Below are 16,126 nucleotides of genomic sequence, written 5' to 3'. Positions count from 1 at the left end.
TTGACACTCTCGCCGTCAAGCTACGCTGTGACGGGAGATTCTTGCTTCTACTCCTCTTAACTAGACACAATCCGAAGACTATGCCCCCGTCAGACCGAATCCACAAGCGTTTTAGTTTAACGTCTACCGACTGCCCGGCGGCGGACGGCTCCGAATTTTATTTGTGGGCTATTTTGACCTTAGCCGTTAAGCTTCTATCCTGCTTGACCCGTCACCATTACATTTTCAAGGGCGATATTTGTTCCGAGGTACAAAGGAGCGGGAGGTTTCCGTGATACTTTACGCGCTTTACCGCTTTCTGTATTCTAGCGAAATCCCTCGAAAGTGAAAACGCTTAATCTAAGGATAGGGGGTTAAGATGGGTTTTAGCCGATAAATGAACCAGATTTGGGGGTATAAACCCCCAATAATAGCTAATTTTAGCTGTGAATGGCTTAATCGGCCCCTTCAATCGGTGCAAATCCCTGACGTTGAATATTCTCGCTGATGTGACGAGGTTCGAGGAATTGCAGCAGATAATCCGGACCCCCTGCTTTGGAACCTACCCCCGACATCTTGAAACCCCCGAAGGGTTGACGGGAGACAATCGCACCGGTGATTCCCCGGTTAATATAGAGGTTTCCCACTTCAAATTCCTGCATAGCTCGGTTAATATGGGCAGGAGTGCGAGAATATAAGCCACCAGTTAAAGCATAGTCGGTTCCGTTAGCCACAGCTAAAGCTTCCTCAAAATTACTCACTTTGATAATCGCCACCACGGGACCGAAAATTTCCTCCATCGCTATTACCGCATCGGGGGGAACATTCTTAAAGACGGTGGGACTGACGAAATAACCCACTTCTGGAATTGGCATTTCTAGGGCCAATTCTGCCTCTTTTTTACCAGTTTCGATATATTCCCGAATTCTTGCTTGAGCTTTCTCGTCGATAACCGGTCCTACTTCCGTACTCGGTAAATCCGTCGGCCCGATATTGAGGGACTTGGTAGCCTCGACAAAGCGGTCCACAAAGCTATCATAGACGCTTTCCAGAACGATGATCCTGGAACAGGCGGAACATTTCTGGCCGGTGTAGCCAAAAGCGGACTTAACCGCACCGACAACGGCCTGATCTAAATCGGCACTCTCATCGACGATTAGGGCATTTTTGCCGCCCATTTCGGCGATAACTCGTTTTAGGTGTTTTTGACCCTTTTGCACGATAGAGGCATCTGTATAGATGCGACAGCCCACTTCTCGTGAACCGGTGAAGGCGATTAGGTGAACATCGGGATGGCTGACTAAATGCGCCCCCACTTGCGAACCTTTACCCGGGATATATTGGAAGACTCCAGCAGGAATACCCGCTTCTAGGAGAATCTCGGCAAATTTCGCCGTAATCACCGAAGAAGTCTCGGCTGGTTTCAATAGCGTGCAGTTACCGGCTACTAAAGCTGCTACTGTCATCCCCACTGCGATCGCTAGGGGGAAATTCCAGGGAGAAATCACTAAAGCAATACCCCGGGGTTGGTAGAAATAACGATTATTCTCGCCTGCTACGTCGAAATTATGCCCTAAATCCAGTCTTTCCATCTCGGAAGCGTAATAACGGCAAAAATCGATCGCTTCTGACACTTCCGGATCCGCCTGTTGGATAACTTTGCCCACTTCTAAACAAATCCAGGCCGATAACTCGTGTCGTCGCTCTTCCATCAAATCTGCCGCTTTTCGCAGTATTTCGGCTCTTTTAGCCACTGGAGTGCGTTTCCAAGCGGGAAAAGCCTGTTTCGCCGCTATTATCGCTTTTTCTGCCTGTTCCACCTCAATTAAGCCCACTTTACCCACTATTTCCTGCGGGTTACAGGGATTAACGGAATTAATTTGAACATTGGTGGTGACGTATTCACCGTTAATTAGGGGTAAATAGGTCTTACCGAGGGAATTTTTGACAAAAGTAAGGGCTTGATTCGCTTTATTTCGCAATTGCTCGTTGGCATAATCTGTATCAGGGGCATTAGGAAAACCGGGGATAATCGGGTTATCATTGCCTAAAACCCGGGGGGCTGCGATTAAATCTTCCACAGGACGATCCTCCAAATTTTGCCGCAGGAAGGAACTATTAGCGGTATTTTCTAATAAACGGCGGATTAGGTAGGCCATACCGGGTAAGAGTTGTCCGTAGGGGGAATAAACCCGCACCCGATGACCCCGCTTCACTAACGCTTTGGCTAATTGGTCGCCCATGCCGTACAATACCTGCATTTCAAAGCGACGACGGGGAATTTCTAAACTTTCTGCGATCGCACAGGCCAAGGCTTGCGATCGCACGTTATGACTACCGATAGCAGCGGATAAATATTGATGATTTTCCAATAATAACCGCGTCATCCGTTCATAATTGGCATCGGTGGCCGATTTTTCGTTATATACCGGCTGTGACCAATGATTTTGGCGAGATTTAATCGTTTCCTGATCCCAGTAAGCGCCTTTGACTAGCCGGACAGTAACGGGATAACCGCGCTTTTTCGCCCAATTAATTAAATCTTGTAAATCTTGGGCAGAATCTCTTAAATATGCCTGTAGGGTGATGCCAATATCGGTACGACTGCGAAATTCTTCTTCTAGGAGTAATTCTTTCAGGATAGCCAGGGTGAGGTTTTTATAAACGTACTGTTCCATATCAAAATGGACTGCCACCCCTAACTCCTGAGCGCGTCGCAATAGTAGGCGAATGCGATCGCAAACTTTCTCTTTACTGCCAATCGGATCCATGGGATCAAACTGAGAATAAAAGGCAGTTAGCTTGACAGAAACCTGCACTTGTGGTAGTAATTCGCCGTCCGCTTGATCAATTTGGCTAACTTTATTCCATTTGGTTGCTTCTTGAGCCAAATGGGTCATTAAATCGAGATAACTTTGTAGATAAACTTGGGTTTCCGCTTCAGTAATTACCGCTTCACCGAGGAGATCTATGGTAAAAGCCATTTTTTCCTTCCGCAGACGGGTGACAGTGCGAGTAATTTGCTCTAGGTCTTCCCCAGCGATATACTTACGAGCTAAAGTTTCTACGGATTTACTGATCAGACTGGCGGCCGTTTGAGCGGGTAGGGAGTTAGGATCACTAAAGTTGAGGATATTTTTCAGCGCACTGGGCAGTTCTACGGAAGCATCACCGAGGTATTGTTGCAGATGATTAGCGATCTCGGCATTACTGCGTAAAGCGGGTAAACAGTCAATAAAACGGAATAATTGTACTCGTAAATTGGGGTTAGACATTGCCCAATCGAGTAATTTATCATCCCAACGCATTTGATCCTGTAAAGCAGACCAAAGACCTTTTTTTTCGCGAGTTTCGGCTAAAAGTTGTCTAGCGATCTCTTGGGTTTTGGTTTCGTAGTTTTGAGTTGAGTCGATTTGGATAACCACGGTGATTCAAGTAAAAAAATTATCAACGGGATTCAGCTTTCAGCAAGCTAAGGTCAGCCTTGAGCCTAAAATTCAGTTTTTGAGCTTTTTCAGCTGATTGCCGCTCTTAATGGCTCTTTTCTCTGGTCTATAACTCTTACCGAAGGACTAATCAAAGCTAATAACCGATCGCTTTTGCTGAACACTCTATTGTACTCGATCGAGTGGTGAAGTGGGGTGTGGGGTGTAGGGTGTAGGGTGTGGGGTGCGGGGAAGTGGGGAAATGGGGAAATGGGGAAGTGGGGAAGTGGGGAAATGGGGAAATGGGGAAGTGGGGAAATGGGGAAATGGGGAAATGGGGAAGTGGGGAAATGGGAAGAATAAATAAAAATAATCTCCTGACTCCTGACTTCTGAATCCTGTCTCCTGACTTCTGACTTCTGACTCCTGACTTCTGACTCCTGACTCCTGAATCCTGTCTCCTGTCTCGGAGTCTCCTGATTACTGATACCCGATAGTCCTTGTGTATTGTCGAAGCGTTTACTTATAATAACTTTAAAAAGATTTTCGGGATCATCGGTAGCCCTATGGCAAAAATTGAAACGAGAACAGAACCCATGGTTTTAAACATGGGACCCCATCACCCTTCGATGCACGGAGTTTTGCGCTTAATCGTCACCCTTGACGGGGAAGACGTGATTGACTGCGAACCCGTAATCGGTTATCTTCATCGGGGCATGGAAAAAATTGCCGAAAATCGCACCAATGTCATGTACGTTCCCTACGTTAGTCGTTGGGATTACGCCGCAGGGATGTTTAATGAGGCGATTACGGTCAATGCTCCCGAAAAATTAGCCGATATCGCCGTTCCCAAACGAGCGCAATATATCCGGGTGATTATGTTGGAACTCAACCGCATCGCTAACCATTTACTCTGGTTAGGCCCCTTTATGGCGGATGTAGGCGCACAAACTCCCTTTTTCTACATTTTCCGAGAACGGGAGATGATTTATGACCTCTGGGAAGCGGCCACAGGAATGCGGTTAATTAATAACAATTATTTCCGGATTGGTGGCGTGGCGGTGGATTTACCCTACGGATGGGTGGATAAGTGCGAGGATTTCTGTGACTATTTTGAGCCAAAAGTGGACGAATACGAGAAATTAATCACTAATAACCCGATTTTCCGCCGTCGTATTGAAGGGATAGGCTGCATTACCAGAGACGAAGCGATTAACTGGGGTTTATCCGGTCCGATGTTGCGCGCTTCCGGGGTGAAATGGGATTTAAGAAAAGTTGACCATTACGAGTGTTACGACGATTTTGACTGGGAAGTGCATTGGGAAACCGCCGGCGATTGTTTTGCTCGTTATCTGGTGCGGATTCGGGAAATGCGCGAATCGGTGAAAATTATCCGGCAAGCACTGAAAGGTTTACCCGGTGGTCCCTACGAAAATCTGGAAGCGAAACGGATGGCAGAAGGGAAAAAATCAGCTTGGAATGATTTTGACTATCAATATATCGCCAAAAAAGTCGCCCCCACTTTCAAAATCCCTAAAGGTGAACATTATGTGCGCTTGGAAAGTGGTAAAGGCGAATTAGGTATCTTTATCGTCGGTAATGATGATGTTTTCCCTTGGCGTTGGAAAATTCGGGCCGCCGATTTTAATAATCTTCAAATTCTGCCTCATATCCTCAAAGGGGTAAAAGTTGCCGATATTATGGCGATTTTAGGCAGTATTGATATTATTATGGGGTCAGTCGATCGCTAAATCTCCCTCCTAGGGAGCAGGTAGGTTGATTCATGAATCAACCTACTAAGTAGGGAGGCACAATTATTTGTAGGATGGGTTAGCGGTAGCGTAACCCATGCGGGGGTTGGGTTTCATGCTTCAACCCAACCTACGTTCATCTTATATTTAATTCCACCTCAACCTCATTGATAGGGGGAATCTCGCTTTGGGGAATCTTTAACTCCCCCACCTGAACACCCAAACTAGCCAAGGCAGTTAAAGTGGTGATGATGCGGCAAATCAAGTCAATGTCCGCTTTATGTTTTTGCCAGAAATTCATAGATTTTGCTCCTTTCGCCTTATGGCTTGTTTTTTGAGGACAAGTTGATTAAAATGCTTTAAGCAAATGCTGGCAAAAGGGGATCAAAAAGTGGATCAGATGGTAGGTTGACGTTTGACGAGATTTATGTTGAGGTCTGGCGAAATCAGATTATCGGATGAAGATGTAGAAACCCTTCGTAAGGCTAAAGATGCTTATCAGGGAAACTTTTCTTGTGCTTCGGAGAAAACAGAGCAAATATTAATAGAAGCAAGTCGATGGTTACTTGAGGCATTTCTCGAAAAATACCGTAGTCAAACACATCCTCCCAGTTATACCATTCCATTAAATGTCTTGAAAGCTTGGATGACACCATCGCCACAATCCGGAACAACTAAAGAGGTTTTAGAACCAAATAAGAAGAAATTGTACTTACAAAATGAATCTGATTTTAAAAGATTTGAAAATCAGAAGAAAAGCACATACATTACTCAAAATAAAATAAATAAACCCAGAATTGAAGATATTAATGATAATTCAATTCATTTAACCTTAGCAGATATTAATGATTTATTAGATTCGTCTATTTTAAAGGTAATTGGCATATCTAGAGATAGTTTGCGGTTTTGTACTGAAAAAAAATATGGACTAGGAAAAAAAGGGCAAAAAACCTCTAAACAGTCTTATATTGTTCAAGCTTATTGTGAAGTATTAAAACTAGATTTTGACAGTTTACAATGTTGTCAACTTCCTCAAAACCTAAAAAATCAACAAACAAATAATGAGAAGATTTATCGTGTTTTAACAGAATTTAATTACAATAATGTAGTAAATTTTACTGGTTTAATAGCTGCTAAACCTTTACGAGAAGGCAGTATTTATATTCCCCCTTGTCTTCATCAATATCGTGTTTTGTGTTTGCGTCGTTTAGAAAAACAAATTTTTATCACTAATAATTTGCCCGTTAAAACCATTATTTTTAAGTTTCAAGGAGATGGTCAGGAAGAATGGGATAACTATAGTCTTCATGAACATTTTTTAGATAATTCTGGAGGAATTAAAAATTTAAAGGCTCATAATTTTTGTTTGATTTTTGAAGGAATTGATTGTGCAGACTTTTGCCGTTTAAAGGACATTTATTCGTTTTGGCAAAACTTAATTACCAACGCTCGTAAAATATCAAATGGTCCCATTAAAGGCTTTTTATTAATGATTTGGTTAGATTATGGAAAAAGTAATGATTGGAGAGATAAGGACAAATTATCAGAATTAAGTCCTATTCATCGCTTACAGATTGACTCTCGCTTTGAACAACGGTCTTTTCAGGAAATTATTCCTACTTTTGCTCAACAACTTCAGTTAGGTTGTGACTTACAGGATGAAACCACAGACTTATTTAAATCTACCTTGCAGGAATTATGGGAAAATAGCAATGAAGGCAACATAGAAGACACACTGAAAGCTTTTTATCAACAATTTAAAGGACAATTATCGAGGGAAAATAGATGGCTAAACTATCCTTAACTTACAGGGGAAAAATTCAACCAGAATCGGGACTTTATTATGAACCGATTCAACAAAAAATTTATCCCTATGACGCAGGTGATGAGTTAATAGAAGTTGTTAACTTGGCTATTGAATTGGGAATGCCTTTGTTACTAGAAGGTGAGCCTGGATGTGGCAAAAGTCGTCTAGCTCATGCCTTAGTTTATGAATTTAATTATCGCCAGGAAAATAATCCTATAAAATATTATGAGTGGACAGTTCAATCCACAAGTAAAGCGGAAGATAGTCTCTATCAATATGATTATATTGGCCGTTTACAAGCTGCTCAAATTAGCGGAATTTTAAGTCAAAAAGGAACAGGAGAATCTTCTTCTGAGCAAAAAAATCCAGCTATTTCAAAAGATTGGGTTGATTTACAAGCCTTGGGTAAAGCATTTAAACAAAGTCGAGATGAGGAAGAACAATCGGTAGTATTAATTGATGAAATAGATAAAGCAGATCGAGATTTTCCTAATGATTTACTTTTAGCCATTGAATCTCGTCGTTTTTTCATTAAAGAAACAAGAGATTTAATTCAAGCAAATGAGCAAGCTTTTCCTCTGATTATAATTACCAGTAATCAAGAAAAAAACTTACCCAATGCTTTTCTGAGACGTTGCATTTATCACTATATTGAGCTTCCCAACCAAGAAAGATTAAGAAAAATATTAACCGAACGGTTTACCGACGCTGAACAAGATGTTATCATCAAAGCAGTGGACCGTTTTCAGGAAGTGAGAACATCACAAGACGAGACTAAATCTGAAGGAGAAAAAAAAGTTAGCACAAGTGAATTAATAGCCTGGTTTAAATCGTTACTCAAGTACAAACCTGAAGAAATTATCGCCAAATTAAACCAGGACAAATTACCCCACGCTAGTATTTTACTAAAAAGCCGTACTGATTTACAAGATTATGGAACAAGAGGTTAAAAGAGCCAATGACATCCCCCCTACTTGACCTATTTTATCAACTCAGAAATGAAGAAGGATTTCCGCTGTCTATTGAACAATATTATCGGGTGGAAAATTACCTGATTCAAAAACTCGCCAATGATTCTGATATTGCTATTCAAGAGAATCCCAACTTAGAGAATCCTAAAATTAAACTTCTTTGTCAAGCTTTATGGGTTAAATCTCCAGAAGAAAAACAAAAGTTTGATCAGGCCTGGACAGAGATGCTACAATTCCAACCGGAAATAAATATAGAAATACCCAAAAAAACGCCTATTCGCCATCCAGAAGAATCGATTAGCAAAATAATAGACCCGATGGATGATAGGGAATCTCCCTCATTAGCATTTATTACCCCTTCTGGGGATGCACCTTTACCTCCTGAGACTCCATTTCCACAAATTGCCACAGCTATTGAAAAGCGAAAAAAAATCACCTCCCTAGATAATCCTGATTATTATCCTATTGGTATCGCTAAATTACAAGAAAGTTGGCAGCAACTGCGTCCATTACCCTTAGAAAGTCCTCGACAGACTTGGGATATAAAAGCTACGGTGATTGCAACAGCTAAACGAGGTTTTTTTGACCAAATAATTTACCAAAAGAAACAACTTTATCGCCGAGAAATTATTATTTTTATTGATTGTTCTGACTCCATGATTCCCTTTGCGGGATTTGGACGAATAATGAAACAAACCTGGGAAAATGTTCCCCATTTTTACTTTGATAATCTGATTAGAGAGGAGGTTTTACGACAAGAAAATGGTTGGGAAAGTCAATCTTTAACCAAAGTTCTCTCTAACTATTCTCCTGAAGTAACCAGTTGTCTAATTCTTAGTGATGCGGGTGCTGCTAGAAAACGTTATGTAGAAAAGCGCTTGAGCGCAACAGAAACCCTTATCCGACGATTTAGCCGAAGATTTAGCCGAGTCGCATGGTTAAACCCCTTACCCTATCATCGATGGTATGGGACAACTGCGATCGATATTGCTGATTTAGCTGAAGATATACCCAATTTTTCCATGTTTGAACTAACCACAGAGGATTGGGAAAACTTGATAACATGGCTAAAAGAAGAACCTATCCCACCCCGTCATTTTCAATTTGATCTCGCTCAATTTCAACAAGGGGATAATTGGGATGACGATGAAGATTTTTTTAGCGCAGAAAGCTGTTTAAGATTATTTGAAAAAGAAAACGAACTAAACACCAGAGAACTAGCGAAAAGAGCCGCCTTTCCCCTTAGTTTATCCCCTAATTTACTTTATTATCTGCGTCAACATCAAGATAAAAATAATCAAGCTCCTTGGTATGCGATCGCTGATATTTTACTCTCCAGTTTAGTCCGCAAAATAGATCGAGAACTCTATGAAATGTCCCCCGATATTCGTAAAATACTATTAAAAAAATTAACCCCAGAGGAACTCAAATCTCTGGCCTATCAGTTACAAACCTATATTCAGGAACAAATCGGTGATCGTTGCTCAAAAACGGTTTATTGGCAAAATCAACAATGGTTAGCTCTTGCCTACCTAAAACCTAGTCAAGCGGTCAATGAAATCAAACAGTTACTAGAAGAAGCTATCAAAAATAATAACCGAGTGCGTCTTGTTAGATTGACAGCTTTATTAGAGAATCTATCCGCTGCCTTAGCCGATTATGAACCCTTGTTATTGCTTAATGAACCGATTGCCGCCTATTCTAGAGGGGATTTAAGCCCGGAAGACGAAGGAACCCGACAAAAACATTTAATAGACAAAGTAGCAGATATTGTTCCCTACAATGAAAACCTTTTCCTTTTTACCGCAGAAACAGTATTGGTTAATCAAGAAGGCAAAGTTATCGAGAGGAAACCTGTTAAAGCCTATTTTTACGATGAAAACCTTGCAGAAGTTGGCAACCGGAAAAAAGCTCAAAACTATATCCCCATGATGTATATTCCCCAAGGAGAATTCTGGATGGGAACGGAAGATGAGGAAATCGAAAGACTGATGAAAAAATTTCGTTGGGACGGATTTAGAAGGGAAAGACCACAACACCTAGTCAAAGTCCCCGCTTTTTACATGAGTCAAACCCCGATTACCCAGGCCCAGTGGAGAGCAGTTGCCTCCCGCACGGATTTAAAAGTAGAACGAAATCTTAACCCTGATCCCTCCCACTTTAAAGATCCCCCCAAACCCTCCTTAAAAAGGGAGGTTTCCGATTCCCCCCCTTTTGAAGGAGCTAGGGGGGGATCACCCACTTTAAAAGTAGAACGAAATCTTAACCCTGATCCCTCCTACTTTAAAGATCCCCCCAAACCCCCCTTAAAAAGGGGGGCTTCCGATTCCCCCCCTTTTGAAGGGGGGGCTAGGGGGGGATCACCCACGCGCTGGGATAGACCCGTAGAACAAGTCAACTGGTATGATGCCGTCGAATTTTGCGCGAGATTATCGAAATTGACAGGGAAAGAATACCGACTTCCCAGCGAAGCGGAGTGGGAATATGCTTGTCGTGCCGGGACAACCACCCCATTTCACTTTGGGGAAACCATTACTGGAGAATTAGCCAACTACGATGCCAGAGAAACCTACGCCGGGGAAGCGGAGGGAGAATATCGAGGACAAACGACCCCCGTGGGACAGTTTCCCCCCAATGCCTTCGGGCTGTACGATATGCACGGCAATGTCTGGGAATGGTGTTTAGATCCGTGGCACGAGAATTATCAAGGTGAGCCGCCCAGAGACGGAAGCGTTTGGGACGAAGACAATAATGATAATCGTTATCAAAGCCTATTAATTAGTACAAAAAAACTCTTGACAGATAAGCGATACCGTGTACTGCGCGGCGGTTCTTGGTACTTCAACCCTGATTGCTGTCGTTCTGCCAACCGCAGCAGGTTCAGCCCCGACAACCACTACGGCAGCAACGGTTTTCGGGTTGCGTGTGTCTCCCCAGGGCTTTGACTCTTTGCTCTTTTGCTCTCTTGACCTTTTACGGAATTTTTTTGAGGCAACTATAGTACAAGTGTATTAATCTAGGGGTTATACTAGGGTCTGCTGAAAAAGTTTTTCGGTGGTGGTAGGAGTCAGGAGTCAGGAGTCAGGAGTTTCAGGCTTTGTTGCCCTTGTTTTTTGTACCAAGCAATGTACTATAAGAAGGATAATGCAAGGTTTTTGAAAGTCCCAATCCTATTTTCTTGCACTAACATCGGACTTTAACAGGTCAAAAGCTTTATTTTAAAAGGGTTTTACCATTATTCAGCAAGCCCTATTTATTCCCTCTTTTGCGGTTCGGCTGTTGCCTGAGTGCCTCATCTCAACAAGCAATTTAAATGCGCGGGCAGCTTACCTTTCGAGAAAAAATTTTTTTTGCACAGGGAGTCCTTAAAATAGAAAGGGGAACCCAAAACCAAGCTGCTGGTATTTTTCCTCTGGGCATGGTGGCGCAGTTTATCTCAAATGTCGGAGTCAAGACCTCGCTTTTAGCGCGACGGGATGAAACCCCAGCCAATATAAAACAGCGAAGCACGACTAAAATCTTGACAATCTATGCTGTATAGGTTAAGATAAAATAGGTTGTTTGAGGTCGATAAGCAATGATTGTCTTAGAAATGAAAGCAGTGGTCAAACCAAGTCAGTGTTCTGCCATTGATGAGGCTATTCGTACAGTACAATTCATCCGTAATAAGGCTTTAAGGCTTTGGATGGATGCTAAGAAAGAAGACAAAATCGATAAATATTCTCTCAATAAATATTGTGCAGTTCTCGCCAAACAGTTCAAGTTTGTCGATACTCTAAATTCTACGGCTAGACAAGCATCTGCTGAACGAGCTTGGTCGTCTATTGCTCGTTTCTATGACAATTGTAAGAAAAAAATAAAAGGTAAAAAAGGTTATCCTAAGTTTCAAAAGAATAATCGTTCTGTGGAATATAAAAACTGTGGCTGGAAACTATCGGAGGATAGAAAGAAAATAACTTTCACAGATAAGAAAAATATTGGCACGGTTAAACTGAAAGGAACCAGAGACCTAAACTTTTACCCTATAGACCAAATTAAACGAGTTAGGATTGTTAAACGAGCGGATGGTTACTATGTCCAATTCTGTCTTAGCGTTGATATTCGGGAATACGCTAAACCCCTAGAACCAACAAAGAAATGTGTGGGATTGGATGTAGGTTTAAACGTTTTCTACGCTAATAGTGATGGGGAAACGGTAGAAATACCGCAATACTATCGCAAGGCAGAAAAAAGATTAAATCGTCTGAATCGGAAGAAATCTAAAAAGTTTAGAAAAGGTCAACCCCAATCAAACAACTACCAAAAGGCCAGAAAGAGATATGCTAGAAAGCATTTAAGAGTAAGTAGGCAACGTAAAGGCTTTGCCTCAAAAGAGGCATTGCGCGTCATTAAATCTAACGATTTCATCGCTTACGAAAACTTAAATGTTCAAGGCATGGTAAAAAACTCTAAACTAGCTAAATCTATTAATGATGTGGCTTGGTCAACTTTTCGGCAATGGTTAGAATATTTTGGCTTTAAATATGGTAAGGCCACGGTAGCAGTAGCTCCCCATAACACCAGTCAAAACTGTTCTAATTGTGGTCAAAAAGTAGCTAAATCTCTATCTACAAGAACCCATATTTGTCCTCACTGTGGCTATGTAGAAGATAGAGATATTAACGCCGCTATCAATATTCTCAAAAAGGGACTAAGTACGGTAGGGCATACCGAAACTACTACGCTTGGGGAGAGATTCCCTCTGGTTTAGTTGGATACGTCCTGCTAGATTAAGGAAACTCGATGAACCAAGAATCCCTCGCTTTTAGCGACGGGAGTGTCAAAGAATTTAGCTGGAATTTATGAATCATTTTCTGCATTCTTTCACGGTTTTTCCTGATTCTGCCCGAAAATCTCGGTCTTACTCCCTAGGTAAACTTCGACGACCCTTAATCTTCCTGTTTACCGTCGGTTGTCTGACTAGCGTAGTCGGTTATCGTTTCTATAATCAGCCGAAATTGGCCGTCGGGACTATTTCCCCCGTCACAATTATCGCCCCCGAAGATGCCAGTTTTGAAGACCAAGAAACCACCGCCCTCAAACGCCAAAAAATTCGGGCTGGACTGCTTCCCCGGCTGAAAAGAGACCCCCAAACCACTGCCCAGATTGAGCGAGCGCTGCGGGACACTTTAGGGCAATTAAGTCAAATTATCCCAATTCTGCCCAAAAATTCCATTTTAATCAGCAGGACTATTTCTAACGCCACACTGGGAACGCTGCTCACCTTTTCTGCCGCTCAATGGTCAACTCTACAAAGCGGCCTCAACTATGAAGAATCTTTTGCAAAACCCTTGACAAAAGAGCAGGAATATGCTATACACGAAATCCAAGCCTATCGTCAGCGCGTGACAAAGGGGAAATTTGAGCAATTTATCGATCGATTAGGGCAATTACGGCAAATACAGGGGCAAACCAGCCAAAATTATCGGCATTCCAGCTTAAATCAACTCAAATATGGCGATCTGATCGCAGTAGCTCAAATGGGCGATCGAGAGTGGCAAAACCTAGAAACAGCCATCCTGCAAGCGGGTCGTCGCATTTTGGTGCAAGGCATCCCCCCGGGGATTTCCACCAGTCACCTACAGGATACCATCGCCGTGCAGATTAGCAGCGATCGCCTAACCCGTCGCCAGCAGCTTTTAGCCGAAAATATCCTTCTAGCGGCCCTGGAGGGACAGGCTAACCTGATAGAAGATCGGGAGTCAACCAAAGAACAAGCGGCTAAAGCGGTGGAAGCGGTAGATATGGTGATGTCTAGCACTCAAACCGGTCAAATTATCGTTAAAACAGGCGAAAAAATTACTCAAGCTCAGTTTGTTCTCATCGATGGCTTTGGTTTAAGCGAACGGGGCATTAACTGGATGGGTTTAGGAGCAACGGCAATCCTTGTCACCAGCGTGATCGGGACTTTTTGCCTCGTGGCCCAGCGTCTCCATCGGCCTCTGCGTCACCGGGATTTTATTCTCTTGGGTTTACTAAGTTTTACCACACCGATCTTAGCGATCGCCCATATTCCCTTTACCAATCTGGCAGCCGTGGGTTTATTAGTCAGCAGTTTCTATGGCCCGACTTTGGCCGTCACCCAAGTCCTCTTAACTGCCGGTCTTTCCCTATTCAGTATCCAAGGCATCAGCGCCGATTTAATCGCGGGGACGATCGGGGGACTATTAGCGGCCATAATAGCGGCAAAATTGCGCTCCCGGGATGAATTATCGCTCCTAGGAATGGGAATCGGAGTCAGTCAAGGGGGTGTTTATCTGCTCACCTACCTAATCGTTAGCGCCACGGCCAGCACGATCATCTATGCTCTACTACCCACGGCGCTCGTCTATGGTCTATCGGGAATAGCTTGGACGGTAATCGCTCTAGGATTATCCCCCTATCTGGAACGCTGTTTCGATGTGGTGACTCCCATTCGTCTGGTGGAGTTGTCCAATCCTAATTGTAGTTTGCTCAAACGTTTGGCCACAGAAGCGCCGGGTACTTTTCAACATACCCTTTTTGTCGCCTGTTTAGCCGAAGCGGCCGCCCGAAAACTGCACTGTAATGTGGAATTAATTCGCACGGGAACCCTTTATCACGATATCGGGAAAATGCACGATCCTCTCGGTTTTATTGAAAATCAAATGGGTGGCCCGAATAAACACGATGAAATTAACGATCCCTACGTCAGCGCCGAGATTATTAAAAAGCACGTTAGCGAAGGGTTAGTCATGGCCCGCAGACAGGGTTTACCGCGAGTCGTCCGCGATTTTATTCCCGAACACCAAGGCAATCTCTTAATTTCCTATTTTTATCAGCAAGCTTTGCAAAAATCCAGACAAAATGGTCAAGAAATCGTCGATGAAGCAGCCTTTCGCTACGATGGTCCGATTCCCCAATCGCGAGAAACGGCGATCGTTATGTTAGCCGATAGTAGCGAGGCCGCTTTGCGATCGCTAAAGGAGGCCTCCCCAGAACAAGCCATGGATATGATCAAAAAGATTTTTCAGGCCCGATGGCGCGATCAACAATTAGTAGATAGTGGTATTCGTCAGGAGGAATTACCAATTATTGCCGAGATTTTTGTGCAAGTTTGGCAACAATTCCATCATCAACGCATTGCCTACCCGAAAGCAGTTTTAGAAGTCTCCTCAGCCGAAAAAAAATAAGAGATAACAGCAAAAAATCAAAAATAATTACCAAAATGCTACTAATTACTCTCAACGAAAATACTTTATCTTTATCTCCAGGTAATCAGGTTATTTTCCCTCATCAGACTTGGGAAGATTACGAAAGATTACTGAGTTTACGTCTCCAAAAAACCTATCCCAAACTCTATTTTAATCGCAAAACTGAAGAAATTCGGCTTATGTCTCCTTTACCAAGTCATGGCAATCGTGTTGATACATTAAGGGATTTAGTAAAAATTATCCTCCGTCGTCAAGGTAAAGACTGGCAATGTTTTGATCCGATTACCTTGAAAATGCTGGGAGAAGCGGGAGTAGAACCAGATACTTGTTTTTATATTGATAATAGACAGGCAATTTTAGGCAAAGAAAGAATTGATTTAACTGTTGATCCTCCTCCCGATTTAGCTATAGAAGTGGATTTTACTTCTCTGACTGATGTAGAGGCTTATCAATTGCTAAAAATCCCTGAATTGTGGGTTTATCGTCGGGAAGAATTAAAAATATATCTGTTCAGAGAAGACAGTTATCAAGAAAGCGAAAATAGTCGTCTCTTTCCCGATATAAATATCAAGAAACTTTTACCCTATTATGTAGAATTAGGCTGGAATCAAGGTTCTAGTCTTGCTTTACGTCAGTTTGAAGCTTTAGAGAATTTTAGTTAATAAATATTACCAATTTTGACACTCCCGTCGCGCTCATGCGAGGGATTCTTGGTTCACTGACTCAAGTTGTCTTGACAGGTATTGCTACCAACCAAAATAGAGCTTCAATCTCCCCAAGCGTTTAGGTCTGATGACCAACTTCCGATATGCCCTATCGTAGCTTTTTTGAGTATATTTAATGGGAGCATCTCACCTTTGCAATAAGTAGAAATGCTTAATGATCTCAATAAAAAAGTTAAAAAAGGCAACCATTTAGATAAGCACAGCGATGACGAAGGACTTGCGGTACATTACCAGATTCCCAACTTGCACCAGTAATT

At 42.5% G+C, this 16,126-nt stretch carries 9 protein-coding genes; 7 read left to right on the top strand and 2 right to left on the bottom strand.

The genetic code is table 11. From position 1 onward, the window contains the following. Positions 1 to 434: 434 nt before the first annotated feature. Positions 435 to 3,404 (bottom strand): L-glutamate gamma-semialdehyde dehydrogenase, encoded by a 2,970-nt coding sequence (pruA, locus tag IM479_RS18020; protein WP_287687519.1) that lies wholly within the window; start codon positions 3,402 to 3,404, stop codon positions 435 to 437. A gap of 566 nt (positions 3,405 to 3,970) precedes the next feature. On the opposite strand from pruA, the gene IM479_RS18015 reads away from it, so the two are divergent. Beyond that, complete coding sequence (locus IM479_RS18015) at positions 3,971 to 5,155, top strand: NAD(P)H-quinone oxidoreductase subunit H (protein WP_286825368.1); 1,185 nt, start codon at positions 3,971 to 3,973, stop codon at positions 5,153 to 5,155. A gap of 136 nt (positions 5,156 to 5,291) precedes the next feature. Here IM479_RS18015 and IM479_RS18010 read toward each other — a convergent pair whose 3' ends face one another. Continuing rightward, the gene (locus tag IM479_RS18010) at positions 5,292 to 5,456 is read right to left on the bottom strand and encodes a hypothetical protein (RefSeq protein WP_287078527.1); all 165 of its coding nucleotides are present in this window, start codon (positions 5,454 to 5,456) and stop codon (positions 5,292 to 5,294) included. Positions 5,457 to 5,582: 126 nt separating this feature from the next. Here IM479_RS18010 and IM479_RS18005 point away from each other — a divergent pair, with 126 nt between their 5' ends. From IM479_RS18005 to IM479_RS17980, 6 genes are all read left to right on the top strand, one after another. Beyond that, the gene (locus IM479_RS18005; RefSeq protein WP_287687518.1) at positions 5,583 to 6,959 is read left to right on the top strand and encodes a hypothetical protein; all 1,377 of its coding nucleotides are present in this window, start codon (positions 5,583 to 5,585) and stop codon (positions 6,957 to 6,959) included. After that, complete coding sequence (locus IM479_RS18000; RefSeq protein WP_287687517.1) at positions 6,941 to 7,912, top strand: AAA family ATPase; 972 nt, start codon at positions 6,941 to 6,943, stop codon at positions 7,910 to 7,912. Before IM479_RS18005 ends, IM479_RS18000 begins: the two co-directional genes overlap by 19 nt. A gap of 8 nt (positions 7,913 to 7,920) precedes the next feature. Continuing rightward, positions 7,921 to 10,878: a formylglycine-generating enzyme family protein gene (locus IM479_RS17995; RefSeq protein WP_287687516.1), complete on the top strand. Its 2,958-nt coding sequence runs from the start codon at positions 7,921 to 7,923 to the stop codon at positions 10,876 to 10,878. 632 nt (positions 10,879 to 11,510) lie between these two features. Next, positions 11,511 to 12,683, top strand: a complete 1,173-nt coding sequence (locus IM479_RS17990; protein WP_272096138.1) for an RNA-guided endonuclease InsQ/TnpB family protein — start codon at positions 11,511 to 11,513, stop codon at positions 12,681 to 12,683. A 91-nt stretch (positions 12,684 to 12,774) separates the two neighbouring features. Then, positions 12,775 to 15,123: an HD family phosphohydrolase gene (locus tag IM479_RS17985; protein ID WP_287687514.1), complete on the top strand. Its 2,349-nt coding sequence runs from the start codon at positions 12,775 to 12,777 to the stop codon at positions 15,121 to 15,123. Positions 15,124 to 15,158: 35 nt separating this feature from the next. Beyond that, complete coding sequence (locus IM479_RS17980; RefSeq protein WP_287687512.1) at positions 15,159 to 15,806, top strand: Uma2 family endonuclease; 648 nt, start codon at positions 15,159 to 15,161, stop codon at positions 15,804 to 15,806. Positions 15,807 to 16,126: the final 320 nt, after the last annotated feature.

Source organism: Microcystis sp. M165S2 (genome assembly GCF_020245885.1).
In the GTDB taxonomy this organism is placed as follows: Bacteria; Cyanobacteriota; Cyanobacteriia; order Cyanobacteriales; family Microcystaceae; genus Microcystis.
This window is presented reverse-complemented; position numbering and strand designations above follow the sequence as displayed.

Bases quoted from the DNA above. Each gene is read 5' to 3' on its own strand.
- IM479_RS17980 (WP_287687512.1), top strand. From the start codon at position 15,159: ATGCTACTAATTACTCTCAACGAAAATACTTTATCTTTATCTCCAGGT.
- IM479_RS17995 (WP_287687516.1), top strand. From the start codon at position 7,921: ATGACATCCCCCCTACTTGACCTATTTTATCAACTCAGAAATGAAGAA.
- IM479_RS18005 (WP_287687518.1), top strand. From the start codon at position 5,583: ATGTTGAGGTCTGGCGAAATCAGATTATCGGATGAAGATGTAGAAACC.
- IM479_RS17990 (WP_272096138.1), top strand. From the start codon at position 11,511: ATGATTGTCTTAGAAATGAAAGCAGTGGTCAAACCAAGTCAGTGTTCT.
- IM479_RS18000 (WP_287687517.1), top strand. From the start codon at position 6,941: ATGGCTAAACTATCCTTAACTTACAGGGGAAAAATTCAACCAGAATCG.
- IM479_RS18010 (WP_287078527.1), bottom strand. From the start codon at position 5,456: ATGAATTTCTGGCAAAAACATAAAGCGGACATTGACTTGATTTGCCGC.
- IM479_RS17985 (WP_287687514.1), top strand. From the start codon at position 12,775: ATGAATCATTTTCTGCATTCTTTCACGGTTTTTCCTGATTCTGCCCGA.
- IM479_RS18015 (WP_286825368.1), top strand. From the start codon at position 3,971: ATGGCAAAAATTGAAACGAGAACAGAACCCATGGTTTTAAACATGGGA.